Source organism: Streptomyces sp. PH10-H1, assembly GCF_030063355.1.
In the GTDB taxonomy this organism is placed as follows: Bacteria; Actinomycetota; Actinomycetes; order Streptomycetales; family Streptomycetaceae; genus Actinacidiphila.
The window spans coordinates 1-23,665 of record NZ_JASISZ010000036.1; the positions used below are offsets into that span (position 1 = coordinate 1).

Below are 23,665 nucleotides of genomic sequence, written 5' to 3' on the forward strand. Positions count from 1 at the left end.
CACCGGGCGCGCCGCTGCCGACACCCACGCCGCCCGCGAGGCGCTCGGCCTCGCCGAGCGGGAACGCGACCGCCGCACCGTCCAGCGGCACGAGGCGCTCAGCCGCGCCGCCGCCAGAACCTCGCGGCGCGAGGAACTCGACGAGCAGTACGAGCGGCTCGGCGGGCAGCTGCGGCGGGCGCGCGGCACCTTCGTCACCGTGGCCGACCGCAGGGCGCAACTGACCTGGCGGGTGGGGCTGCTGGCCACGGCCGCGCAGGCCGTCGACCGGGAGCACGACGGCGCCCAGCGCCTGAAGGAGGCCGACGCGGCGCTGTCCGACGCCGCGTTCCGCGCGGGCTTCGACACCCCCGGGGACGCGGCCCGCGCGCTGTACGCGCCCGACCGGCGGCTGCGCCTGGAGCGCCTCGTGGCGCAATGGCGTGACGAGGAGGCGGCGGTCGCCGCCGACCTGGCCGGGCCGGGACTCGCGGCGGCCGCCGCCCTGCCGCCCGCCGATCCCGCGCGGGCGCGGGCGGCCGTCGACGCCACGACGGGCCGGCTGCGCGAGGCCGCTGCCGCGCACGCCGCGGCCGGAACCCGTAGCGCCGACCTCGACCGGCTGGGGGCGCAGGTCGCCGCGAAGGCCGCCGAACTCGCCCCGGCCCGCGCCGAGTACGCCCGCATCCGGCGGCTGGCGGACCTGTCGGCCGGCACCTCCACCGAGAACCAGCTGAAGATGGAGCTGGAGACGTACGTCCTGGCCGCCCGTCTCGAGCAGGTCGCCGCGGCCGCCAGCGTCCGGCTGCAGCGCATGTCGTCGGGCCGGTACACCCTCGTCCACAGCGACGCCAGGTCGGCGGGCCGCTCCCGGTCCGGTCTCGGTCTGATGGCCGTCGACGCCTGGACGGGCACCGAGCGGGACACCGCGACGCTGTCGGGCGGCGAGACGTTCTCCGCCTCGCTGGCGCTGGCGCTCGGCCTCGCGGATGTGGTCACCGACGAGGCGGGCGGCACGCGCCTGGACACGCTCTTCATCGACGAGGGCTTCGGCAGCCTCGACGAGCAGACCCTGGACGAGGTCCTCGACGTGCTGGACGCCCTGCGGGAACGGGACCGCGCCGTCGGCATCGTCAGCCATGTCGCCGACCTGCGGCAGCGGATCCCTGCGCAGTTGCGGGTCGTGAAGGGACAGTCGGGCTCCACGGTGGCGCAGGGCGGCGGCGCCCGCGTCACAAAGTGAGCGGGCGGCGGGACAGCGGGGAGGAGTAGACGACACTGGTGGTGACCGAGCCCAGGCCCGAGATCCGGCCTGCGGTCTCCTCCAGGTGCCGCATCGAGCGGGCCGCCACCTTCATCACGAAGCAGTCGTCGCCCGTGACGTGGTGCGCCTCCAGGATCTCGGGCGTCGACGCCAGCAGGTCGTGGAACGGCTTGTAGTTGCCGGTCGGATAGCGCAGCCGCACCAGGGCCAGGATCGGCAGGCCGATCCGGTCGTGGTCGATGACCGCGGAATAGCCGGTGATCACTCCGGTCTCCTCCAGGCGGCGGACCCGCTCGGTGACGGCGCTGGGCGACATGGAGACGGCACGTGCCAGGTCGGCGTAACTGGCCCGGCCGTCGTGCTGCAGGGCTTCCAGGATGCGCCAGTCGGTTGTGTCGAGGGATTCAGTGGCCATGACTGATGAATAGCAGGGGAAAACCCGGCCGGGCAAGAAGATCGCCGGGGAATCTCACTTCCGGGCCGGGACCGGGTTCCGTAGATTTCCAGCCATGACAAAGATGATCGTTTCTGAGAACCCCGTCCTCCGCGTCCCGCCGGCCACGCCCGCGGCGGCGGCCGCCTACTTCGGCGCCAGCCTCGCCTTCCACGCCGATGTCTCCGACGTCGCGGCCGGTCTGCAGGCCGAGAACCCCGGGTTCGTCGTGGTCGACTCGCGTAGCACCGAATCGTGGGACCAGGGCCATGTGCCCGGCGCGGTGCACCTGCCGACCGCCCAGATCCCGCAGCTCGCCGCGGAATTCCTGGACCGTGAGGTCCCGGTGGTCGTGTACTGCTGGGGCCCCGGCTGCAACGGCGCGACCCGCGCCGCGTACGCCCTGGCCGGACTGGGCTACCAGGTCAAGGAGATGCTCGGCGGTATGGAGTACTGGATCCGTGAGGGCTTCGCCTTCGAGACCTTCGAGGGCACCGAGCAGCGCGACGCGGACCTGCTCACCGCTCCGGTCGGCGCCGACGACTGCGGCTGCTGAACGGATCCGACGGCAGAGGGGGTTGCGGCCGGTACCGGGGGACTCAGGCCGTCGGGCCGGCCAGTTCGAAGGCGCGCAGTTCCCCGCGGTCCGCGACGCGGGTGAAGCCCGCCCGTTCCAGCACCCGCTGGGACGGGAGGTTCTCCGGGTCGGTGGTCGCCAGGAGGGTCCGGACGCCGGGCCGGCCGAGCGCCCACTCCACCAGTACCCGGAGCGCGTCGGTGGCCCAGCCGGCGCCCCGGGCGGACACCGACAGGTCGTAGCCGATCTCGGCCACGCCCTCGGAGGGCGGCCCGTGGAAGCCGATGCCGCCGAGCGCGACCCCGTCCTCGGACCGCTGTATCGCGAACACTCCCCACCCGGGCCGGTACATCCCCGCCACGCCCGCCGTGACGGTCATCCCGGCGGCGCCGATCGTGCCCTCACCGGGTATGCCGTCGATCCAGACGAGCTCGGCGGGCTTGCCCTCGGCCAGCAGCGCGCAGTCGGCGGGCAGTTGCTCGCGCAGCGTCACCCGCCCGGAGTCGAGCACCAGCCGGCCGTCGTCGTCGTGGGAGACACGCAGGGTCATGGATCGGAACCGTCCTGTCGAAGAAGGCAAAGGAGCTGCAGAATACCTCCCGCGGACCTCAGCCGGAGCTGAGTTCCCTGATCAGCCCGGCCGGGTCCGTCCCCTGCGGCAGGTCGCTGACCTGCCCGTCCCCAACCTCGACCACCCGCCACCGCCCATCGGTCCGCAACGCCAGATCGGTCGTGACGAACCGGCAGCCGAGCGCGGCCACCAGCGGCCGTACGCGGTCCGGTTCCGGGGATCATCCAGCCGCGGTACCAGGCGGGTCCCGCGCCGCGCGGGACCCGGCCGACGACGGCCGCCGGATCCCCGGCGAGCAGCGCGTCGTGGTCGAGCAGCGCGACCGTGATGCCCAGGTCACGCGCGGCCTGCGCCTCGAGTGCGAAGTGCGGGTCGGGACGCCGCGGATTCAGCGGATCCGCGCAGAAGATGCAGAAGATGATGGTGGCCCCCATACGGGCAGCCTAGACCGGCCCCGGTGCGCGAAAGCATCGGGTGGCCCGCGGGCCCGCGAACCCGCATGGCGGCCGGGCCCCGGGGCCCGGCCGCCGGGAAGTGCTACAGGGCGGAGAGTTCGGTGACCAGGTCGTCGAGGCCGAGGGAGCCCTGGGAGAGGGCGGCCATGTGCCAGGCCTTGGCGTCGAAGGCTTCGCCGTGGGCCTTGCGGGCGGCCTCACGGCCGGTCAGCCAGGCGCGCTCGCCGAGCTTGTAGCCGATGGCCTGGCCGGGCATGCCCAGGTAGCGGATCAGCTCGCTGTCGACGAAGTCGGCGGGGCGGCCGCTGTGCATGCCGAAGAACTCCCGGCCCAGCTCCGGCGTCCAGCGCTCGCCGGGGTGGAAGGGGGAGTCGGCGGGGATCTCCAGCTCCAGGTGCATGCCGATGTCGACGATGATCCGGGTCGACCTCATCATCTGCGCGTCGAGGTAGCCCAGCCGGCGCTCGGGATCGGTGAGGAAGCCCAGTTCGTCCATGAGCCGCTCGGCGTACAGCGCCCAGCCCTCGGCGTTGGCGCTGACCATGCCGACGGTCGCCTGGTAGCGCGACAGGGTGTCGGCCACATGTGCCCACTGCGCGAGCTGCAGATGATGGCCGGGCACGCCCTCGTGGTACCAGGTGGAGACCAGGTCGTAGACGGGGAAGCTGGTCTTGCCCATCGTCGGCAGCCAGGTGGTGCCGGGACGGGAGAAGTCCTCCGACGGCTGCAGGTAGTAGGGGGCCGCGGCGCCGCCGGGCGGGGCGATCCGCGACTCGACGCGCTTGACACGGTCGGCCAGTTCGAAGTGGGTGCCGTCCAGGGCCTCGATGGCCTCGTCCATCAGCGCCTGGAGCCAGCTCCTGACCTCCTCGACCCCTTCGATGTGGGTGCCGTGCTTGTCCAGGTGCGACAGCGCCTCCCAAGGGGTCGCGCCGGGCAGGATCTTGGCGGCTTCGGTCTTCATCTCGCCGTGGATGCGGTGGTATTCGGACCAGCCGTAGGCGTAGGCCTCGTCGAGGTCGAGGTCGGTGCCGTTCCAGTACCGCGACCAGCGGGCGTAGCGCTCGCGGCCGACGGTTTCGGGGGCGCCCTCGACGCTCGGCGCGTAGCTGTCACGCAGCCAGTCGCGCAGTTGGGTGACGGCGTCGGTGGCCGTGGCGGCCGCGGCGTCGAGCTCGCCGCGCAGCTCCTCGGGGCCGCCCGCGGTGAAGTCCGCGAACCAGCTGCTGTGGGTGCCGATCCACTCCGCCATCTGGCCGATGACGGTCGTCACTTGGAGGGGACCGGCGGGCAGCTTGCGGTCGATGCCCTCGGCGAGCGAGGCGCGATAGCTCTCCAGCGCCGCCGGGACGGCACGCAGCCGGGCGGCGATCGCGGTCCAGTCCTCGGTGGTCTCGGCCGGAGTGACGGTGAAGACCTCGCGCACCACATGCAGGGGCGAATGGATGTTGCTGACCACGCGCAGCCCTTCGGACGCCTCGTGCACGGCGAGTTCGGCGTTGAGGCGCTCCCGCAGCAACCGGGCGCAGCGCCGCTCCGCTTCACTGTCCGCGCCCGGCCTCGCCTCGGCCTCCGTCAGCCGGTCGAGGGTGGCGCGGGCCAGGTCGGCGAGCGCCCGCGTTCCGGCGGGGGAGAAGTCCGGCAGAAGGGCATTGCACTGCGCCAGGCCGAGGTAGGTACCCATGATCGGGTCGAGTTCGATGAGGTGGTCGACGTAGGTGTCGGCGACCTCGCGGGGCAGGGGGCTGCTGGTGAAATTGGACATGCGGCCATCCTCGTACGGATGGGCCGCCGCGTCATCATTCTTACTGGTTACGTGCCTGACATGGGAGGCAGCAGGGGGCCGCAGTCCCATTGCTGGAAGATCAGCCGGGTCTCCACCCGGGCGACCTCGGGGCGGGAGGTGAACTCGTCGATCACCAGCCGCTGCAGGTCGGCGGTACCGGTCACCGCGACATGGACGAGGTAGTCGTCAGGTCCGGTGAGGTGGAACAGCGCCCGCGACTCGGGGAGGGAGCGGATCCGTGCGACGAACGGGCTGATCAGTTCCCTTCGGTGCGGCCGTACCTGCACCGACAGCAGGGCCTCCAGACCGCGCCCGAGCTTGGCCGGATCCAGCCGCAGCTCGTGCCCGAGGATCACTCCGGTGCGGCGCAGCCGTGCCACCCGGTCCAGGCAGGTGGACGGGGCGACGCCGACCGCCGCCGCGAGGTCGCGATTGGTGGTCCGGGAATCGTTCTGCAGAAGGCGGAGAATGTCGAGATCGATCGGATCCAGGATGATGGAATCGGTCATCGGCCGAATGTAACACGGGAGGCAATCGAACATGACCGCTGATTATTCAGGATCGGGGCATGGAGAACCCAGCTGTGATAACGCCCCGCTCATTGGCCACCGAAGCGGTGCACGCCGGCCGCGAAGACCTCGCGGGACTCGGTGTGCATGCCGTGCCCCTGGACCTGTCCACCACCTATCCGTCGTACGACAGCCGCGGTGAGGCCGCCCGGCTCGACGCGTTCGCGGCCACCGGCGCCCGGCTGGAGGGCCCGCCCGTCTACGGCCGGCTGGACAATCCGACCGTCAGCCGTTTCGAGACCGCGCTGGCCCGGCTGGAAGGCACCCAGGACGCGGTCGCCGTCGCCAGCGGCATGGCGGCGCTGAGTGCCTGCCTGCTGGCGCGCGGCTCCCTGGGGCTGCGCCATGTCGTCGCGGTGCGCCCGCTGTACGGGTGCAGCGACCATCTGCTGTCCGGCGGGCTGCTGGGCACCGAGGTGACCTGGGTGGACCCGGCGGGCATCGCCGCCGCGATCCGGCCCGACACCGGTCTGGTACTGGTCGAGACCCCCGCCAATCCCACCCTGGCCGAACTCGACCTGCGCGCGATCGCGCACGCCTGCGGGACGGTGCCGCTGCTCGCGGACAACACCTTCGCCACGCCCGTCCTGCAGCGCCCCGTCCAACTGGGCGCGAGCGTTGTGCTGCACAGTGCGACGAAGTACCTCGGCGGTCACGGCGATGTGCTCGGCGGGGTGGTGGCCTGCGACGAGGAGTTCGCCCGGCGGCTGCGCCAGGTCCGGTTCGCCACCGGCGGCGTGCTGCATCCGCTGGCCGGCTATCTGCTGCTGAGGGGACTGTCGACGCTGCCGGTGCGGATGCGGGCGGCCTCGCAGAGCGCCGCGCTGCTCGCCGGGCGGCTGGCCGACGATCCGCGGGTGGCGGCGGTCCACTACCCGCGGATCGGCGGGGCCATGGTCGCGTTCGAGGTGTGCGGCGACCCGCACGAGGTGATCGCCGCGGTACGGCTGATCACCCCGGCCGTCAGCCTCGGCAGTGTCGACACCCTCATCCAGCACCCCGCCTCGATCAGCCACCGCATCGTGGACGAGCGGGACCGCCGGTCGGCGGGAGTCAGCGACCGGCTGCTGCGGATGTCGGTCGGGCTGGAGGACGTCGAGGACCTGTGGCACGACCTCGACGGGGCGCTGCGGGCCGCGGCCCGCACCCCTGCGGTCACTTCCGGCTCGTGACCACGGCCGGGGAGGGCACTTCCGACGCCGACAGCGACGCGGTGATGACCAGCGTGCCGTCCTCGACCTGGTAGTCCAGCGGGAGTCCCAGATCGCGCATGGTCGCCACCATGCCGGTGTTGGTCGCCTGGGTGACGGCGTAGACGCTGCCCCGGCCCGCCTCGACGGCGAGGCCGACGAGCTTGCGCAGCAGTTCCGTCCCGATGCCGCGCCGCTGCCAGTCGTCCTCGACCAGCAGGGCGACCTCGTTCTCGTCCCCGTCCCACAGCAGGTGCGCGAGCGCGACCAGCCGGCCCGACGCCGTCTCGACGGCCAGCGTCCGGCCGAAGCGCGGGCTGAGCAGATGGGTCAGATAGCGGTCCGCGTCGGGAACCGGGCCGTGGTAGCGCTGCGCGAGGGTCGCGGGGGAGCAGCGCTCGTGCATGGCGCGGGCGGCGGGCAGATCCTCGGGTCCTGCCCGGCGGATCGTGATCTCGTTGCCCTCCGGCAGCGTCAGCACGTCCTTGCTGTCGGGCATCCGCACGCCCAGCCGCGCGTCGAGCTCCACCAGCGCGCGGGCGCGGGCGAACTCGGTCGGGGTGAACGGCAGATAGGCCCGCTCGACGGTGATCGTGCCGCTGGACGGGTCGCGCAGCCGCATCACCGTGTCCGTCAGGGAGTCCTCCGGCGGCGCCGAGCCGTCCTTGGCGGCCGGGACCGAGCGGATCGTGCACCGGCCGAAGAGCTGGCGCAGGGCGAGCGGCAGCTCCGCGGCGTCCAGGGCGGTGCGGGTGGCGAGCGTCAGCATCCGGGTGGGGGTGTCCACCAGATCGTGGGCGTCGGCACGCTCCGTCCAGGTGTCGCGTCCGCCGGCCGCCCTGACGGCCTCGGCCAGCGCGGTGGCCGGCACCGAGGCGGGTGCCCGCAGCAGGAACTCGTCCACCGTGCCGTCGGCCAGCGGATGCGTCTGCAGCGTCAGGATGGCGACGCCCGCGTCGGCCAGTGCCATGCATACCGCACCGAGGCTCCCGGGGGTGTCCCGCACGGTGGTGCGCATCCGCCACAGGGCCGCCGTGCCCGGCTCTGTCGCGCCGGCCGCGGGGGCCGGGCCGGGAGGCGAATGGCTGTGGCGGCGTGCCCACCATGTGTGGAATCCGGCCGTCGCCAGCAGTGCGGCGGCCGAGGCGACCAGCAGCACGGGCCCGTCCGGGCCGTGCGCCACCAGATTGGCCAGCAGGTCGGCGGTGGCCAACGCAGTGAACAGCGCGGCGAGTTCGACCAGGTCGTGCCGCCAGTGGTGGCGGCGGGAACGGTTCTTCGCAGGAGTCAACTGAGGCATGAGAACACCATGTCGAACGCGTGTTGCGTGATCACGAACGTTCTATGACCGGTGGGTTAAGGGTGGTTCCTGGTGGTTAATTTGCGCTTTCAACTGGTTTGCCGCCCGCCGGCCGCTGACGGTCGTCGGTCACCGCCCGCCAGCCGCCGCAGCACGCGGCCGCACCTGCGCGCGTAGGCCCGTTGCAGGGCGCGGCCCAGCGGACCCGACGCGCGCATGTACCAGCTCGCCGACCGGCTGAACGCCGTCACGCTCAGCCACGCCGAACCGTCCGGCAGGCGTTCGACGATGAAGGACTCCTCGCCGCACTCCGGGTGGCCGGCCAGGGTCCCGTACGCGAAACCGGTCCGCTCCTCGTCCCGTACGGTCCACACCACCTCGCAGGGCGCCCGGAGCCGCAGCCGTCCGATGCCCAGGCCGACCACGACCCGAACCCCGGGCGCGGCCTCCGGCGCGGTCGCGTCCATCGTCACGCCCATGGCACGGTGCATCCGCCACTCCAGGACCGCACGCCCTGCCGTCTCCACCAGCCGGGGACCGCTGCCCAGCCGGGTGCGGACCCGGAAGTAGTGGTAGCCGGGAGGCGGCGACCCGGCGATGTGCCGGGTCGCACCCACCTCCGCGTACGTGAAGGGGGCGGAGCGCTGCGAGGACATGGTGCAGACGCTATCGCCGGCGCTACTGGCCGACGCGTCCGGGCTGGAAGCGTTCCTCCCCTCCGCGGGCGGGCCCGTGGACCGGCGGGCGCTCGAGGCCGCGCTCGGTGAGAGGTGGCAGTTGGAGGCCGACCGCAAGTGGTGGCCGATCGCCTCGGCCCGGCGGCGTTTCGTCAGGGCGATGGTCTACGTGGCGGCCGGCACCCTCGTCCGGGTCCGGCTTGTCACCGAAGGGGCACCTGGCACCAGGACGACCGGGGCCACGCCGAGGCGCCTCTCGGCCCGCCGCTGAGCGATGCCGGGATCGCCGGGAAACTGCCCACACGCGGCCTCCGCATCGGTGACGTGTTCCCGCTCGGGCGCGGGGAGTCCTTCGACTACCTCACGCTGTGACGAGCGCGGCTTGTTCCCCGTGAAGCACCGGCTCCGACAACGGTTCCGGCTGGGGCAAGGGCTCCGGCCCGGGCGCCGGTTCCGGCAGGGGATCGTGCACGGGCGCGGTCGCGTCGCCCGGCGGCGGGCCGACCTCGATGGCGGTCACGACCAGTTCGGTGCCGCCCAGTTCGGGGACCGCACCCGCCGGGGCGCCGGCCGCGCCCGCGACAGCCGCGGCCGCCGCTCCGCCGCGTCGGCGTATGGCACCGGGCAGCAGCACGCGGCCGCCGCTGTGCAGCGCGACGGCGGTGAGCGGCACGGCGGTGGCGAGCAGCGCGCAGGCCAGCACCGCTCCCATGACCGGGTAGCCGACGTGGGTGGAGAGCAGCGTCCCGGCCAGTGGTCCGCATGCGACGCCGACATTGGAGGCCGAGCCGGCCAGCACGGCCCACCGGCCCTGTCCGTCGAGGGATGCGGCCAGGCCGATCACGTAGGAGAGCACCACCGGGTAGACGGTGTTCCACAGCACCTCGCCGGCGGCGAACGGCACGGCTCCGCCGGCCGAGGCGCTCACCGCGACGCAGCAGGCGATGACCGCGGTGCCCACGCCGACCGGGATGGCGCGGCCGAGCCGGGAAGCCGGCGCGGCCGCCGCCGAGCGCGACGGCGAAGACCAGGCCGAGCGCGGCTTCCGACAGACCGGCCCGGTCGAGGCCGATGCGTCCGCTCACGCCCCACAGGGCGTTCTGCGCCATCGACCAGCAGAGCATCGCGCCGGCCAGCACGGTGCCGGAGCGCCGGTGCGGCAGCCGGCCCGGGGCGCCGCGCCGTGGTGAGCCGGTCCGGTCCGGCGCGGACGGGAGCCGGCCCGCCGCGGGGAGGACCAGCGCCGCGGCGCAGGCGATGGCGGCGAACGGCAGCGCGTGGCCGCCGCCGAGCCGCGGCAGCACCAGGTACAGTGCGCCGGCGGTCGCCGAAGTGGTCAACAGGCCCAGCACCGAGGCACGGTGCGGATCAGGACGGGCGGCGATTCCGACGGCGGCCACCGCGGTCGCCGTCCCTGAGCCGAAGCCGCCGATGACGCAGCCGGCGACCACCAGCGGGACGTGGGCGGTCGCGGCGGCCAGCGCGAAGCCGGCCACCATGAGGAGGAGCCCGGCACGGGCGAGACGGACGGGCCCGGCGCAGTCCACGCGAGAGGCGAGCGTCAGGCCGGCAGTCGCGGAGGAGAGCAGAAGGGCGCTGCCGACAGCGCCCGCGTGCGTGGCGCTCAGGCCGAGCCCGCCCGGGGAGGATCCGAGGCGGCCGACGATGGTGGGCAGAAGATAGGCGGCGAGATACCCGGCGGCGAAGACCACGACCAGGGGCAGGACCGCCGCGCGGGGGCGCGGAGGCATGGGCGTACCTCTCAACAGGACGAAGGCCAAAGGGGGGTGGAGCGCCTATCGACCGACAGGAACGCGCAGAGCCATATCTATCAAGTGGGAGGACCGCGACAGAAGGTGGTATCGGGAACTTAAACCCACTGTTGCCGATTCGAGATCAAACGTCCTGCGGCAGCAGTCGTACCGCCCGGTCGATTTCCGCCGGAGACAGGTGCGCGTACCCCATGACCAGGCGTACCCGGCCGTCGTCCCCGCCGGTTCCGCGGCGGGTGTAGTCGGACAGCGGGCGCACTGCCACGCCCGCCGCCGCGGCCGCGGTGAGGAAGCGCGGCTCGGGCCCGTACCGCGCGGGCAGGGCCACGATCACATGCAGCCCCGCCGCGATGCCGCTGACCCGCGCGCCGGGAAAGCGTCGCTCCAGCGCCTCCGCCAGCGCGTTGCGGCGGGTGCGGTAGAGCCGCTGGCAGCGCCGCAGCTGCCGGTCGTAGTGGCCGCTGACGATGAACTCGGCCAGCACGGCCTGCTCGGTCACCGGATTGCCGAGATCCATGGTCCGCTTGCGCGCCGCGACCTCGGCCGCCAGGGCGGGCGGCGCCACCAGCCAGCCCAGTCGCAGGCCCGGAGCGAGCGACTTGCTGACCGACCCGGTGTAGGCGACCCGGTCGGGGGCCAGGCCCTGGAGGGCGCCGACCGGCGCCCGGTCGTAGCGGAAGTCCCCGTCGTAGTCGTCCTCGATCAGCAGTCCGTCGCGCTCCCGGGCCCAGTCGGCCAGTTCGCCGCGCCGCCGCGCCGTGTACGCCACCCCGGACGGGAACTGGTGGGCAGGCGTGATCACGGCCGCTCGTACCCCGGTGGCGGCCAGCGCCGCCGGGTCGAGGCCGTCGCCGTCGACCGGCACCGGGACGGCCTCCAGTCCGGCCGCCGCGAACAGCGCCGTGTGCTCGGGGCTGCCGGGATCCTCCACCGCCACCCGGCGCTCCCCCCGGTCCCGCAGGACCAGACCGATCAGGGTGTGCGCCTGGGCTACCCCGGAGCAGACCACGACCCGGTCCGGGTCCACCGCGACCCCGCGGCGGCGGGCCAGCAGATCGGTGAGGGCGGCGCGCAGTTCGGGCAGACCGCGGGGGTCGGGATAGCCGAACGCCCGGTGCGGAAGCCGGGTCAGGACGCGGCGGTGGGCGGCCGACCAGGCGGCGCGCGGAAAGAGCGACAGGTCCGGCAGTCCGGGCCGGAAGTCCGAAGGACCGCCCCGGTCGTCCGCCGCGAACGGACCCGGGACGGGCGCCCCGGGGCCCGCGCACACGCTGGTCACCCAGGTCCCGGCGCCCTGCCGGCTGCTCAGATAGCCCTCGGCGGTCAGCTGCGCGTAGGCGTCCGTCACCAGCCCCCGCGACACCCGCAGATCGGCGGCCAGTTCCCGGCTCGACGGCAGCTGCGTGCCGGGTGTCAGCCGGCCCGCGCGCACCGCGTCCCGCAGCGCCGCCTGGAGCGCGCGGCCGCGGCTGCGGGCCGGAGCGGCGGCCGAGGGGAGCAGCAGTTCCCAGGCGGCGGTCCCGCCGGCCCCGGTGTCGGAAGTGGTCCTCGAAGCAGCCATGGGATTGGACCTTAATCCGGACCGATTCGCTTCATAGCGTCATCCCATGAACTCATTCCAGCGCCGTGGAGCGCTCCTGGCCGCCCTCGCCTGTGTCCTGGTCGGCGGCTCCTTCACCGCCAATGGCGCACTCACTGGCTACCCGCACGCCGGGGGCCAGGCGCTGCGATACGGCATCGCCTTCGTCCTGCTCGCCCTGATCACGCTCCGGGGCGCGACGCGTGCGGCCGTCCGGTTGCGTGCGCTGACCGGCCGTCAGTGGCTGCGGATCGCGGTGCTGGCCGCGACCGGCATGGTCGGCTTCAACCTCTCGATACTCGCCGCCGAGGCCACCGCGGAACCCGCGGTGCCCGGCGTGCTGGTGGGCTGCGCGCCGATCGTGGTGGCCGTACTGGTGCCGCTGCTGAACGGCAGACGGCCCGAGCGCGCGGTGCCGGCCGGGGCGCTGCTCGTGGCGGGCGGAGCCTTCGCGGTCCAGGGGTGGGGCGGGACGGACACCGCGGGACTGGTCTGGTCCGTGGCGGCGCTGGCCGGTGAGGTCGCCTTCGCGGTGGTCGCCGTACCGCTGGTCGGACCGCTGGGTCCGCGACTGCTGTCGACGTGCGTCTGCGGCTTGGCCACCGCCGAGGCCGGGCTGCTCGGCCTGCTGCTCGACGGGCGGGCCGCACTGCGGATGCCGGAAGTGAGTGAGGCCGTGGCGCTGGGCTGGCAGGTCGTCGTGGCGACCGTGATCGGCTTCGTGTGCTGGTACGCCGGGATGCAGCGCATCGGCGCCGAGCGCGCCACGCTGTTCTCGGGGCTGATCCCGGTCTCCGCGGCCCTGACCGCGCCCCTGGTGGGCGTGGGCACCTTCGGTCCTGGCCGGCTGGGGGGCAGCCTGCTGGTGGCGGCCGGGGTCGCGGTGGGCTCCGGAATGCTCGCCCGACGCACGCCCAGCGAGCACTCCGGAACCGTGGCAGCCCGGAATTCAGCCCCTCCGGCCTACGAGGACAGCGCGGCCGGAGAAACGCGCAACCCGGTGACCCTGCCGGTCACCGCTGGCGGGAGCCGTCCAGGATGACCCGGGCCACCAGCGCGGGTTCGTCGTTCATCGGGACATGGCCGCAGCCCGGCAGCCGGATCAGCCGGGCGCCGGGGATGGTGTGCTTGGCGCGGATCCCCTGGCGGCGCAGCAGGACACGGTCCTGGCTGCCCCAGGCGATGGTCACGGGGACATCGGGGATGTCGTGTCCGAAGACCACGCCCGCGCGGCCCGCCGCCAAGGTGGCCTCGAAGCCGGCGGCCTCGCGCAGGGCGCGGGTCTCGGCCACCACCGCTTCGGGTGTGCGCAGTCCGGGGCGGGCGTAGATCGCGCTGGTGAGCGCGGCGCGGCCGGCGGCGCTGCGGGACATCCGCTCGACGGTGGGCGGCGGCAGGAGCCGGGCGCCGCGCCGCATGGCGCCCAACACGGTGAAGGCGTAGCGCCGTTCCGGCTCGGTCCAGAATCCGGCGGGGGACAGCGCGGTGACACTGCGGACCAGCCGCTCGCGTCCCAGGTGCAGGGCGATGAGCCCGCCGAGGGAATTGCCGGCCACATGGGGGCGGCCGAGCCCGAGCGCGGCGAAGAAGGCGGCGAGCGCGGCGACGGCCGTCGGCAGGTCGCTGGGCACCGACGAGTGCTGCGCGGGGGACTGGCCGAAGCCGGGGAGATCCACGGCGATGACGTCCCGCTCGCCGGCGAGCAGGCCGGCCACCGGGTCCCATGCCTGCAGGTGGTGCCCGATGCCGTGCAGCAGCACCAGCGGCTCGCCTGAGCCGCGCCGCTCGTAGGCGACGGTGACGGGCGGGAGACCGGCGGGGGAGACCTCGATGAGCGAGGCGGTTCGGGGCATGCGGCGCTCCTGACCGTTGGTAGACATGACGTCAGGAAGGTTATCGGCGAATCCGGGGGAACTCCTATGGGGCACCGTGAGTTGACTGGATACGGGCCGGTGCACAGCGGCCGGCCCGGCCAGCAGCCCCGACCGGGCGCCCCCGTCTCGGTCGGGGCGTCCTCCCGCCGGCGCGCAGCGGCTCATCGCCGCCGCGCCGCGGCCGTCGGCTACTTGGCGCCCAGCAGCGGGGCGCGATCTGGAAGGCGACGACGGCGTTGAGGCCGAGCCCGAGCCCGGCCGCGATCGCCAGCGGCAGGTTCCCGCCGACACCCATGATCACCGTCATGACGGCGGCGACCAGGGCGGTGGCGGTGACCAGTTGGCCGGTTGACAGATGGTGCCCGAACTTGTCTGTCGCACTACCGAGGATGATCGGGTTCAGCACGAGGATGTAGGCCATCGTGAAGAACGTGGCGAAGCCGCCCCGCAGCTCCCGGCCGACGCTGGATCCGCGTTCCGAGATCCGGAAATAGCGGTCCAGCGGGCTGCCGGGCGGCGGGGCGGCGGACAGCGGCGCTGCCGTCTCTATGACAGGTTCTGGCATGGCACTCCTCGGTGACGCCCTCTGGCGCCGCGCGAGGTTTCGCAGGACGCGGGGCACACGGATTGTGCCTGCCGCAGCGGCTGCGCGGGTTTCCGCCGCGTAACCTCACATCACCTTCACATTGCGGTCAGCGCTGTGGCCATAGCTGTGTCGCCGCTGTCAATGGGCTCGGTGCAGGGCGAAGTTGAAGTCGGCGTGCCCCAGCGCGCCCATCGTCTTCACCCACAGCAGCAGGAACGCCTCGGTGCCGCGCGCCGAGGTGATCCCGCCGAGGTCCACCACCCGCTCGCCCGGCCACCCGAACTCCGCCAGCAGCGCGGCCGTCTGCTCCTTCGCCGCCGCATCGTCCCCGCTCAGGAAGAGCACGTGCTCACCCGGCACCCGCGAAGGGTCCACCATCACCGCCGAGTTGACCGTATTGAGCGTCTTCACCACCCGGGCCTGCGGGTACGCCCGCTGGATCCGCTCGCCGAGACTGTCGGAACCGACCGGGTCCAACACCAGCTCCCCGTCCGCGAACGACAGCGGATTGGCGACGTCGACCAGCAGTTTCCCGGCGAGGTTGGCCGCTCCCGCCGCCTCCAGGGCGTACAGCGACACCATGCCGCCGGTGGCGTTGACGACCACTTCGCCGAAGGCCGCCGCATCCGCGAAGGTGCCGTTGTGCCCGCCGGGGCCGGCCTCCTGCGCCCAGGCCAGCGCGGCCGCGTTGTCCTTCGTGCGCGAGCCCAGCGTCACCTCATGCCCCAGCGCGACGAGCTTGCCGGCGATCGTCCGGCCGACCTCGCCCGTACCCAGTACCCCGTACCGCATGCGGTTCCCCTTCGTTACCTGCGACGGCCGCCACGACGACGACCCCGCCTCATTGTGCAGCGGCCCCGGCCGCCCCGCCTGGACATCGTCCAGGAGGCGTGGCTGCGCTGGGCCGGGGCCGACCGCACCCAGGTTCGCGAACCGCGCGCCTGCCTGGTCAGGACCGTGTCCCGGCTCGCCATCGACCGGTTGTGGCACGTGCAGTCGCGGCGCGAGGCGTACGGGGGGTGCCCGCGCCGGTCGCCACCGACTTCGAACGGACCGTGCCCGACGCGGAGACGCGCGTAGTGCTCGCGGAGTCCGTCTCCCTGGCGATGCTCGTCCTGCTGGAGTCACTGTCCCCGCTGGAACGCGCGGTGTTCGTCCGGCGCGAGGCATTCGGCTACCCCTACGCGGAGATCGCCGCCGTCCTCGACCGTGCCGAGCCGGCCGTACGGCAGCCGGCCGGGCGCGGCCGCCGGCACGTCGAGGAGCGGCGTCCGCGTTTCGACGCGGACCCGGCCGAGACCGCCCGGGTCAAGGTGGGCCGCTTCCTGAACGCCATCGGCCGGAGCCCGCTGCCCGACCCCGGCTTCGTCTTCCAGGAGATCAACGGCGCGCCAGCGCTCCTCGTCACCACTGGCGGACGCCCGCACACCGTGCTCTCGCTGGAAGTCGCCGACGGACTCATCGTCCGCGTCTATCTCCTCACCAATCCGGAGAAGCTCTCCGGCGTGCTGCCGCCCACGGCACGGGCTCAGGCACCTTCACCGGCCCCGGCGGAGCGCGACGTTCCGTAGCGCGGTGTCGTCCCCGTAGCGCCGCGTCAACATCGCATGAACGTCATGCGTACCAGGCGTCCCCTGGTCCGGACCGGATCGATGATTGGTCTTGACCAAGGGGGAGGCCCGCCCTATCGTCGCCTAGTAGTGCAAGGACCTTTAATAAATAGTGGTTCGGAAACAAGGCTGAACAAGGCCCGCACGGGCCCAGCGATTGTGAGGACAGGGTGGGGACCACGATGCTCGAGGCGACGCAGGAGGTTCAGGAGCCGAAGTACTGGCACCTGAAGACCGTGCTCAATGACGCGCTCGACTCCGAGTTCTCGGTGGGCGAGATCCTGCCCAACGAGCGCGACCTCGCCGCCCGTTTCGGTGTCGCCCGGGCCACCCTGCGCCAGGCCCTGGAGCAGCTCGAGCTGGAGGGCCGCCTGCAGCGCCGTCGCGGCGTCGGCACCACCGTCGCCCCGCCGCGCATGGGCGTCGCCGTCGGACCCGTCCACAACGCCTGGCCCGGTATCGGCACCGACGTGTGGCGCACGATCGGCTGCGCCGAGGCCGTCGCCCCGGCCGCCGTCGCCCGGCTCTTCGACAGCGGTGACGGTCTGCCGGTGCACACCATCCGCCGCGAGCGCGTCATGAACGGTCAGCCGGTCGCCACCGAGCTGCTCTACGTCCCCGCCGAGTCCGTTCCGGGACTGCCCGGCCTGCTCTCACCCGCGAGCCACGCGCCCGCCGTCCTGCGTGAGCTGCAGCGGCTGGACCTGGAGGGCGAGGACCGCGCCGTGGAACTGGGCTCGGCCCGCGCCGAGGACGCCAAACAGCTCGACCGGCTGCCCGGCGCCCCCGTCCTCGTCGTGACCACGCGCTACTTCGCCGCCGGCCAGGTCGCCGCCATCGCGGTCTCCACCTACCGCGCGGACACCTGCCGGCTCACCTTCGGTGACTCCGGCACGGTGGAGGTCACCCCGCACGAGCAGCAGGAACGCCGCCAGGCGTCCTGAACCACCGCACGATTGAGCACCGGGCCCGACGGTGGTCCGGTGCTCAGTGGTTTCCCGGTCCGGTGACCGGCCCGAGCCCCGAGCCTGAGTGGCGGCAGCGGCTGGTCAGCGCCGGGCGAGCGAGGTCTGCTCGACGGCGAACAACTGCTCCTCGACGTGGTCGAGCGCCAGCCGCAGCGCGCCGGTGGCGATGGCCTCCTGGCCCAGCGCCGACAACCGCACCTCGGGGGGCCGCAGGCAGTAGCGCGCCAGCTGGTCGCGCAGCGGCTCCAGGACGCCGTCCAGGCCGGCCGCCCAGCCGCCGATGACGACCAGCTCGGGGTCGAGGGCGAGCACCAGCGCCGCCACATCGTGCACCAGCCGCCGCAGGAACCGGTCCACGGCCTCAGTCGCCTGGGAATCGCCGCGCTTCGCGAGCGCGAAGACCCGGGCGACGGCCGTCTCGTCCAGCGGATGCAGCGGCGTACCGGTGGTCGACAGCAGATGCTCGGGCGTCACCTCTTGGCCCAGCAGGTGCAGGGCCCCGATCTCGCCCGCCGCGCCGCCGAAGCCCCGGTGCAGCCGGCCGCCGATCAGCGACCCGGCACCCGGGCTCAGCCCGGCCAGCACGAAGACCATGTCGTCCGTTCCCACGGCGACGCCCTTCCAGTGCTCGGCGACGGCCGCGACGTTCGCGTCGTTCTCCACCAGCACCGGACAGCGGAACGAACGCTGCAGCCGCTCCCCGAGCGGCAGTCCCGTCCAGCCCGGCAGCGCCGTGCTCAACCGCACGGCGCCGTCCGCCTCGACGATGCCCGGGCTGCCGACCCCGACCGCCCACAGCGTGCTGCGGGCCACTCCGCACTTGCGTAGCAGCTCGGCGACCGTGCCGCGGACCCGCTCCAGGCGTTCGTCGGCGGGCGCCGACTCCGACACGTCATGGCCCAGCGAGCCCAGCACCTGCCCGCTGAGGTCGGACAGCACCGCGCGGACCTGGTGCGCGCCGATCTCGATGCCCAGCAGATGGCCGGCCTCGGCGTGGAACCGGAAGCGGCGGGCCGGCCGGCCCTGCTTACGGGCGTCGCCGGGCTCGGCCGCGGCCTCCACCACCAGGCGGGACTCCGTCAGCCCCTCGATGATGCCCTCGACGGTCGGCCGGGACAGGCCGGTGCTGTGCACCAGCTCGGTCAGAGTGGGGGTCTGGGACCCGCGCAGCGCGTGGAGGACCACCGCGGAATTGATCCGTCGCAGCAGGGACGGGTCCCCGCCGGTGAGCCGCCCCAACGTATGTCCTCCCAGCCTGTGCCTGTGTGTGGGCGGATCGTACCTGGCCCGCCGTCGCGCGGCGAGTGCCGCCACCGCACCGGTCGCACCGGTGGGTGCCGGGGCGCCGCCAATCGCCGTACTGGCGGGGTCCGCTGGGGTCACGGACCCTCACGGAACGCCTTGCCTCGCTCGACATGACGATTGCGGGCGGGCGTGCGCTAGAGTTCCGCCGCCCGCGCGTCGGCGGCGGCGCGCAGCCGTCCGAACTCCTCCGCCATGGCCGCGGCCGTCCAGTGGGCGTTGAGGCCACTGGGGTTCGGCAGCGCCCAGATCCGGGTCCGTCCGATGGTCCGGTCCTGCGGGCCGATCACGGCGCTCTTCTCGCCGAAGGCGATCCGGTAGGCCGTGATACCGGCCACGGCCAGCCAGGCGGGCTCCAGCCGGCGCACCTTGGCGTCGAGGATCCGGCCGCCCTCGCGCATCTCCTCGGCGCTCAGCTCGTCGGCCCGCGCGGTGGCCCGTGCGGCGACGTTGGTGATGCCGAGCCCGTACGCGAGCAGCTCGCGCTGCTCGGACGGGCTGAGGAGGCGCGGGGTGAAGCCCGAGGCGTACAGCACCGGCCAGAACCGGTTGCCCGGCCGGGCGAAGTGATGGCCGGTCGCCGCGGACAGCAGCCCCGGATTGATCCCGCAGAAGAGCACACGCAGACCGCCCGCGGCCACATCCTCAATGGTGCGGTCGCGGGCGGCTTCGAGTTCCTCCGGTTTCAGAGGATCGCTCCGGGCGTGTAGGCGGCCGCCTTCGGGTGCCGCTCGGCGACCTCGGCGATCCGCTGCACCACGGCCGCGACCTGACCGGCGGCGGCGCCCGTGAACGACAGCCGGTCGGCCATCAGCGCGTCCAGCTGCGCCCGGTCCAGCGGCATCCGCTCGTCCTCGGCGAGCCGGTCCAGCAGCTCATTGCGCTCGGCGCCCTTCTCGCGCATCGCCAGCGCGGAGGCCACCGCGTGCTCCTTGATGACCTCGTGCGCGATCTCGCGGCCCACACCCGCGCGCACCGCGCCCATCAGCACCTTTGTCGTGGCCAGGAACGGCAGGTAGCGGTCCAGTTCGCGGGCGATGACGGCCGGGAAGGCGCCGAACTCGTCCAGCACCGTCAGGAACGTTTCCAGCAGGCCGTCGAAGGCGAAGAACGCGTCGGGCAGCGCGACCCGGCGCACCACCGAGCAGGACACATCGCCCTCGTTCCACTGGTCGCCGGCCAGCTCGCCGACCATCGAGGCGTAGCCGCGCAGGATCACCGCGAGGCCGTTGACCCGCTCGCACGAGCGGGTGTTCATCTTGTGGGGCATCGCGGACGAGCCGACCTGGCCGGGCTTGAAGCCCTCGGTGACCAGCTCGTGCCCGGCCATCAGCCGGATCGTCTTGGCCAGCGACGAGGGAGCCGCGGCCAGCTGCACCAGCGCGGTCACCGCGTCGTAGTCCAGCGAGCGCGGGTAGACCTGGCCGACGGAGGTGAAGGCCCGCGAGAAGCCCAGGTGCCCGGCGATCCGGTCCTCCAGCTCGGCGAGCTTGGCGGTGTCGCCGTCCAGCAGGTCCAGCATGTCCTGCGAGGTGCCCACCGGGCCCTTGATACCGCGCAGCGGATAGCGGCTGAGCAGGTCCTCGACCCGCTCGAAGGCCACCAGCAGCTCGTCGGCCGTCGTCGCGAAGCGCTTGCCCAGTGTGGTGGTCTGCGCGGCGACATTGTGCGAACGGCCGGCCATGACCAGCTCGGCGTACTCGGCCGCGAGCTTCCCGAGCCGGGTCAGCACCGCCACCGTACGGTCGCGGACGTGCTCGAGCGACAGCCGGATCTGCAGCTGCTCGACGTTCTCGGTGAGGTCGCGCGACGTCATGCCCTTGTGGACCTGCTCGTGCCCGGCGAGGGCGTTGAACTCCTCGATACGGGCCTTCACGTCGTGCCGGGTGACCTTCTCGCGCTCGGCGATGGAGGCGAGGTCGACCCGATCCAGCACCCGCTCGTAGTCGGCGAGCGCCTGCTCGGGGACCTCGATGCCGAGGTCCTTCTGCGCCCGCAGGACGGCGAGCCACAGGCGGCGCTCCAGCACCACTTTCTGCTCGGGGGACCACAAGGTGGCGAGCTCCGCCGAGGCGTAGCGGCCGGCCAGGACGTTCGGGATACGAGGCTTAGCAGTCACGTGCAGAGAGTCTACTGCGCGTCGGCGCAGGCCAGCGCCGGGCCGGGATCGGGCTCCGTCAGGCCCTGCGGACACGGGTCAGCTCGTCTGACCTCATCAACCTCATCAGATCTCGTCAGCCCTCGTACGGGAGCAGCTCGCCGCGCTTGGGCGGCATCCCGTCGCCCGAGGAGCGGCCGGTCAGCCGCCTGCCGATCCACGGCACCAGGTGCTCACGCGTGAAGCGCAGGTCGGCGTTGCGCCGCGTCACCCACCCCGGCGGCACCGCGGGCGGCAGCAGGTCGGTCCAGTCGGACTCCGCCTCGTGCCCGAGCGCCTGCCAGACCGCCTCGGCCACCCGCCGGTGGCCCTCGGCGTTCAGATGCAGCCGGTCATCGGCCCACAGCTGCGGATCACCCAGCACCTCGGCCCCGTACAGGTCCACGACCACCGCCCCGTGCCGCTCCGCCAGCGCGTCGATGAAGGCGAACAGCTGCTCCATCCGCGGCAGGAACCGCGTGGCCACCGGGCCGCGCCGCGCGGGGCTGCGCATCAGCACCAGCTGTTCGCAGCTCGGTGCGAGTTTCTCCACGGCACGCTCCAGCAGCGCGCACACGGCGTCCACGTCGCACTTCGGGCGCAGCACATCATTGAGCCCGCCGACCAGCGTGACCAGGTCGGCGCCCATCGCCGCGGCCACCTCCGCCTGCTCGTCCGCGATCTGCCGGATGAGCTTGCCCCGCACCGCGAGGTTGGCGTACTGGAAGCCGGGCGCACGGGCGGCGAGACGACCGGCGACCAGATCGGCCCATCCGCGGTACGAGCCGTTCGGGAGGGCGTCCGACATACCTTCGGTGAAGGAGTCGCCGACCGCGACAAAGCTGGTGTATGTGGCATTCATCTGCATGGCGCGGGCGATATTACCCGCCTTTCCCGATCCGCTCGACCTTGGTGCCGGATGCGGGACCATGGATGGAGTACCCGCCGACCGCTGGCGGGGCCGCACCAGCATCGGAGGCCCCATGGCCCGTACCCGCCGCGACCGCCCCGGTCCCGTTACGACCGCTCTCCACCGCGCCACGGACGCGCTGAGCCGTGCGGTCGGCCGGCAGCCGTGGCTGGCCGTGCTCTGCGGCCTGATCGCACTGGCCATCGTGTACCTGGCGCTCGGCAACACGACCGGGCTGATCATCACGCTCGCCTGCATCGGCGTCGCCGCGGCCGCGGCCGCCGTCGTCACCCACCACCGCTGAACTCCGGCCGTTGTCAGTGCCGCCCCTTAGCCTGGACCCAACCTATTCACCGCTGGCTGCGGTCGGGCCGCCCCGCCCGTTGAGGGGCGGGGCCACACTCCTCGAAGTACCCGTATCCTCGAAGTACCCGTATCATCCGGCGCGTTGGGCCGCCGGTACGGGCACATCCGACTACGGGCACATTCGAGGCGGTGCTACTCGCCGGCCTCCCGTACCGCCACGAGCGCCATCTCCCACGGATAGTCGCCCGGCTGCTCCTGACCCGGCTGGTCCCGCATGAAGCCGCCTTCCCCGTACAGCACGTTCACCCCCGCCAGCCGGAGCTCGCCGATGGACCGCTCGAACTGAGGGTGCTGGACGTAGGCGGCGTTCGCGCACGGCATCGTCACCATCGGAATCCGCTTGCCGATGTCAACCTCGACGACCTGCGGGCGATGCTCCGTGACGGCGGGAGTGAGGGCGGGAGTGACGGTGGGAGCCGGCGGATGTGGTCCCACGAGCACGAGCAGACCGTCCTCGCCATCCAGGACGTCGTCGTGGACAACACCCACCTGACGCCGCGCATCCCCGAGCGGCTCAAGGCCGCAGTCGCCGGGCAGGCGGCCTTCGTCATCCACGACCACCGACGTGCCGCTCGATGAATGCCTGCGCCGCGACGCGGCCCGCGACAACCCCGTGGGCGAGGACATCATCCGCCTCTTGGACGGCAAGCGCATCAAGGCCGCCCGGAGCGGCTGGCGGCTCACGGACGACTGGATGAACGACACTCCCGCCGTCGAGCCCTACATCGCGGACGAAACGCTCCCCGCCGCGGTGATGTGCGACATCGACGGCACCCTCGCGGTCAACCTGAACCGCAACCCCTACGACTTCACCCACTGCGAGCGGGACGGCCTGAACACCTCGGTGCGCGACGCCCTCGTCGCGTTCCAGCAGGCGAACTGCGACCGGATCGTGCTGCTGTCGGGATGCGGTGAGGAGTTCCGGCCGCAGACGGAGGCCTGGATCGCGGCGCACGCCGTGCCCTGCGACGAACTGTGGATGCGGCACGCGGGCGACGCGCGCCGCGAAGACATCGTCAAGGCCGAACTCTTCGACGCGCACCTCCGCCACCGGTACAACGTTCGCGTCAGTCTTGATGACCGCGACAGAGTTGTAGCGATTTGGCGCCGTATGGGGCTGCCAACCTGGCAGGTGAACCACGGAGACTTCTGAGGGGCGGTCTGCTGCCGCGCCGATGGGCGGCTGAAGCGGATGCCCTCGTCCTCCAGGGGGCCGCGCCGCAGTATGAGGATGTCGCGCGGGTAGTTCTGATGGAGCCGCCAGGGCGCGGACGGCCCCTGTTCGGGCAGGGCGCGCTGCGCTTGTACATAGCGCCTCCAGGATTGCGAACGTCTTGCCCGGGGTCTCCCGCCGGAGGCGGCAGGCGGCAGCGATGCCGGACAGGCCGGCACCGACGATCAGCACATCGACGTGTTCCGCCGGCATGCCGTTCCCCCCTCGCCTCCAGGAGCGTCCAAGCGGCTATTCGTCCGGTTCCGACCGGGACAGCGCCGCCGCGGGCGGCGACGGCTTCGGCCGCCGAGGCTCCCGGACACCGGCGGGCGGCGGACCGCCGGGACCCCCGCCGCCCGGACGGATCCGCCGCCGGAACAGTCTGAGGAGAGCCATCAGCGGAATGAGCGGCAGGACGAGCCACAACCATGGTTTCTTCTTCCTCTGCATCCTTCAACACTCCGCCCGGCGCCCGGTCCGCGCCATAGCCCCTCCGGGCCAAGGGGTCCCCTAAGGGCTGAAGCGCGTCGCGGTGTCGTGCGGGGCG

General features: G+C 72.9%; 24 protein-coding genes and 4 pseudogenes. 10 read left to right on the forward strand and 18 right to left on the reverse strand.

Translation table 11 applies throughout. The features are described from left to right. Positions 1-1,222: SbcC/MukB-like Walker B domain-containing protein (locus QMK24_RS21530; protein ID WP_283468175.1), on the forward strand; the 1,222-nt coding region annotated here is incomplete at its 5' end. Here the strand turns inward: QMK24_RS21530 and QMK24_RS21535 are convergent. Further along, positions 1,212-1,658 (reverse strand): Lrp/AsnC family transcriptional regulator, encoded by a 447-nt coding sequence (locus QMK24_RS21535; RefSeq protein WP_283468176.1) that lies wholly within the window; start codon positions 1,656-1,658, stop codon positions 1,212-1,214. The two genes, QMK24_RS21530 and QMK24_RS21535, sit on opposite strands and share 11 nt — an antisense overlap. Before the next feature lie 94 nt (positions 1,659-1,752). Here QMK24_RS21535 and QMK24_RS21540 point away from each other — a divergent pair, with 94 nt between their 5' ends. After that, on the forward strand, positions 1,753-2,232 hold the full coding sequence (locus QMK24_RS21540; protein WP_283468178.1) for a rhodanese-like domain-containing protein: 480 nt from the start codon (positions 1,753-1,755) through the stop codon (positions 2,230-2,232). Positions 2,233-2,275: 43 nt separating this feature from the next. Here QMK24_RS21540 and QMK24_RS21545 read toward each other — a convergent pair whose 3' ends face one another. The 4 genes from QMK24_RS21545 to QMK24_RS21560 form a co-directional block, all read right to left on the reverse strand. After that, positions 2,276-2,803 carry a GNAT family N-acetyltransferase gene (locus QMK24_RS21545; RefSeq protein ID WP_283468179.1) on the reverse strand — a complete coding sequence of 176 codons (528 nt, stop codon included), beginning with the start codon at positions 2,801-2,803 and terminating at the stop codon, positions 2,276-2,278. Positions 2,804-2,861: 58 nt separating this feature from the next. Next, the gene (locus tag QMK24_RS21550) at positions 2,862-3,014 is read right to left on the reverse strand and encodes an ATP-grasp domain-containing protein (protein ID WP_283468180.1); all 153 of its coding nucleotides are present in this window, start codon (positions 3,012-3,014) and stop codon (positions 2,862-2,864) included. A 347-nt stretch (positions 3,015-3,361) separates the two neighbouring features. Continuing rightward, complete coding sequence (locus tag QMK24_RS21555; RefSeq protein ID WP_283468181.1) at positions 3,362-5,044, reverse strand: DUF885 domain-containing protein; 1,683 nt, start codon at positions 5,042-5,044, stop codon at positions 3,362-3,364. Positions 5,045-5,091: 47 nt separating this feature from the next. Beyond that, entirely contained in the window at positions 5,092-5,574 is a 483-nt protein-coding gene (locus tag QMK24_RS21560; protein WP_283468182.1) for an Lrp/AsnC family transcriptional regulator, read from the reverse strand. 59 nt (positions 5,575-5,633) lie between these two features. Here QMK24_RS21560 and QMK24_RS21565 point away from each other — a divergent pair, with 59 nt between their 5' ends. Continuing rightward, a complete protein-coding gene (locus QMK24_RS21565; protein ID WP_283468183.1) occupies positions 5,634-6,806 on the forward strand; it encodes a trans-sulfuration enzyme family protein in 1,173 nt (390 codons plus the stop codon). Here the strand turns inward: QMK24_RS21565 and QMK24_RS21570 are convergent. After that, positions 6,790-8,124 (reverse strand): GNAT family N-acetyltransferase, encoded by a 1,335-nt coding sequence (locus QMK24_RS21570; protein ID WP_283468184.1) that lies wholly within the window; start codon positions 8,122-8,124, stop codon positions 6,790-6,792. The two genes, QMK24_RS21565 and QMK24_RS21570, sit on opposite strands and share 17 nt — an antisense overlap. An 89-nt stretch (positions 8,125-8,213) precedes the next feature. Next, positions 8,214-8,780: a DUF1990 domain-containing protein gene (locus tag QMK24_RS21575; RefSeq protein WP_283468186.1), complete on the reverse strand. Its 567-nt coding sequence runs from the start codon at positions 8,778-8,780 to the stop codon at positions 8,214-8,216. On the opposite strand from QMK24_RS21575, the gene QMK24_RS21580 reads away from it, so the two are divergent. Continuing rightward, positions 8,779-9,072 carry a hypothetical protein gene (locus tag QMK24_RS21580; RefSeq protein ID WP_283468187.1) on the forward strand — a complete coding sequence of 98 codons (294 nt, stop codon included), beginning with the start codon at positions 8,779-8,781 and terminating at the stop codon, positions 9,070-9,072. The two genes, QMK24_RS21575 and QMK24_RS21580, sit on opposite strands and share 2 nt — an antisense overlap. Before the next feature lie 90 nt (positions 9,073-9,162). Here the strand turns inward: QMK24_RS21580 and QMK24_RS21585 are convergent. Both QMK24_RS21585 and pdxR read right to left on the reverse strand, forming a co-directional pair. Then, positions 9,163-10,552 (reverse strand): annotated as a pseudogene (locus QMK24_RS21585) (MFS transporter). A 145-nt stretch (positions 10,553-10,697) separates the two neighbouring features. Continuing rightward, the gene (gene pdxR, locus QMK24_RS21590; RefSeq protein WP_283468188.1) at positions 10,698-12,134 is read right to left on the reverse strand and encodes a MocR-like pyridoxine biosynthesis transcription factor PdxR; all 1,437 of its coding nucleotides are present in this window, start codon (positions 12,132-12,134) and stop codon (positions 10,698-10,700) included. A 46-nt stretch (positions 12,135-12,180) separates the two neighbouring features. Between pdxR and QMK24_RS21595 the strand changes: the two genes are divergently transcribed. Next, positions 12,181-13,194 carry a DMT family transporter gene (locus tag QMK24_RS21595; protein ID WP_283468190.1) on the forward strand — a complete coding sequence of 338 codons (1,014 nt, stop codon included), beginning with the start codon at positions 12,181-12,183 and terminating at the stop codon, positions 13,192-13,194. On the opposite strand, the gene QMK24_RS21600 is transcribed toward QMK24_RS21595, so the two are convergent. From QMK24_RS21600 to QMK24_RS21610, 3 genes and pseudogenes are all read right to left on the reverse strand, one after another. Next, complete coding sequence (locus QMK24_RS21600) at positions 13,166-14,005, reverse strand: alpha/beta fold hydrolase (RefSeq protein WP_283468193.1); 840 nt, start codon at positions 14,003-14,005, stop codon at positions 13,166-13,168. The two genes, QMK24_RS21595 and QMK24_RS21600, sit on opposite strands and share 29 nt — an antisense overlap. A gap of 229 nt (positions 14,006-14,234) precedes the next feature. Beyond that, a pseudogene (locus tag QMK24_RS21605) lies at positions 14,235-14,591 on the reverse strand (NCS2 family permease); the annotation flags it as partial. Positions 14,592-14,750: 159 nt separating this feature from the next. After that, positions 14,751-15,404, reverse strand: a complete 654-nt coding sequence (locus QMK24_RS21610; RefSeq protein ID WP_283468194.1) for an NADPH-dependent F420 reductase — start codon at positions 15,402-15,404, stop codon at positions 14,751-14,753. Between QMK24_RS21610 and QMK24_RS21615 the strand changes: the two are divergent. After that, positions 15,333-16,183: pseudogene (locus QMK24_RS21615) on the forward strand (sigma factor-like helix-turn-helix DNA-binding protein). The gene QMK24_RS21610 and the pseudogene QMK24_RS21615 overlap by 72 nt on opposite strands. 209 nt (positions 16,184-16,392) lie before the next feature. Further along, a complete protein-coding gene (locus tag QMK24_RS21620; RefSeq protein WP_283468195.1) occupies positions 16,393-17,166 on the forward strand; it encodes a GntR family transcriptional regulator in 774 nt (257 codons plus the stop codon). 105 nt (positions 17,167-17,271) lie between these two features. On the opposite strand, the gene QMK24_RS21625 is transcribed toward QMK24_RS21620, so the two are convergent. The 4 genes from QMK24_RS21625 to QMK24_RS21640 all read right to left on the reverse strand — a co-directional run bounded on the left by QMK24_RS21625 (position 17,272) and on the right by QMK24_RS21640 (position 21,497). Then, positions 17,272-18,429, reverse strand: coding sequence for an ROK family protein (locus QMK24_RS21625; protein WP_283468196.1), 1,158 nt, complete (start codon positions 18,427-18,429; stop codon positions 17,272-17,274). Between the two features lie 200 nt (positions 18,430-18,629). After that, on the reverse strand, positions 18,630-19,181 hold the full coding sequence (gene mug / locus QMK24_RS21630; RefSeq protein ID WP_283468281.1) for a G/U mismatch-specific DNA glycosylase: 552 nt from the start codon (positions 19,179-19,181) through the stop codon (positions 18,630-18,632). Continuing rightward, positions 19,178-20,611, reverse strand: coding sequence for an adenylosuccinate lyase (gene purB, locus QMK24_RS21635; protein WP_283468197.1), 1,434 nt, complete (start codon positions 20,609-20,611; stop codon positions 19,178-19,180). The genes mug and purB overlap by 4 nt, the downstream gene beginning before the upstream one ends. Positions 20,612-20,726: 115 nt before the next feature. Then, positions 20,727-21,497, reverse strand: a complete 771-nt coding sequence (locus QMK24_RS21640; protein WP_283468198.1) for an SGNH/GDSL hydrolase family protein — start codon at positions 21,495-21,497, stop codon at positions 20,727-20,729. Positions 21,498-21,612: 115 nt separating this feature from the next. Between QMK24_RS21640 and QMK24_RS21645 the strand changes: the two genes are divergently transcribed. Further along, positions 21,613-21,843 carry a hypothetical protein gene (locus tag QMK24_RS21645; RefSeq protein ID WP_283468199.1) on the forward strand — a complete coding sequence of 77 codons (231 nt, stop codon included), beginning with the start codon at positions 21,613-21,615 and terminating at the stop codon, positions 21,841-21,843. A 194-nt stretch (positions 21,844-22,037) separates the two neighbouring features. Here QMK24_RS21645 and QMK24_RS21650 read toward each other — a convergent pair whose 3' ends face one another. Next, positions 22,038-22,340, reverse strand: coding sequence for a hypothetical protein (locus tag QMK24_RS21650; RefSeq protein ID WP_349307807.1), 303 nt, complete (start codon positions 22,338-22,340; stop codon positions 22,038-22,040). Here QMK24_RS21650 and QMK24_RS21655 point away from each other — a divergent pair. Continuing rightward, entirely contained in the window at positions 22,329-22,484 is a 156-nt protein-coding gene (locus QMK24_RS21655; RefSeq protein WP_283468201.1) for a hypothetical protein, read from the forward strand. The two genes, QMK24_RS21650 and QMK24_RS21655, sit on opposite strands and share 12 nt — an antisense overlap. Then, positions 22,471-23,058 (forward strand): phosphatase domain-containing protein, encoded by a 588-nt coding sequence (locus tag QMK24_RS21660; protein WP_283468286.1) that lies wholly within the window; start codon positions 22,471-22,473, stop codon positions 23,056-23,058. Before QMK24_RS21655 ends, QMK24_RS21660 begins: the two co-directional genes overlap by 14 nt. A 171-nt stretch (positions 23,059-23,229) precedes the next feature. On the opposite strand, the pseudogene QMK24_RS21665 reads toward QMK24_RS21660, so the two are convergent. Beyond that, positions 23,230-23,331: pseudogene (locus tag QMK24_RS21665) on the reverse strand (NAD(P)-binding protein); the annotation flags it as partial. Between the last annotated feature and the right edge of the window lie 334 nt (positions 23,332-23,665).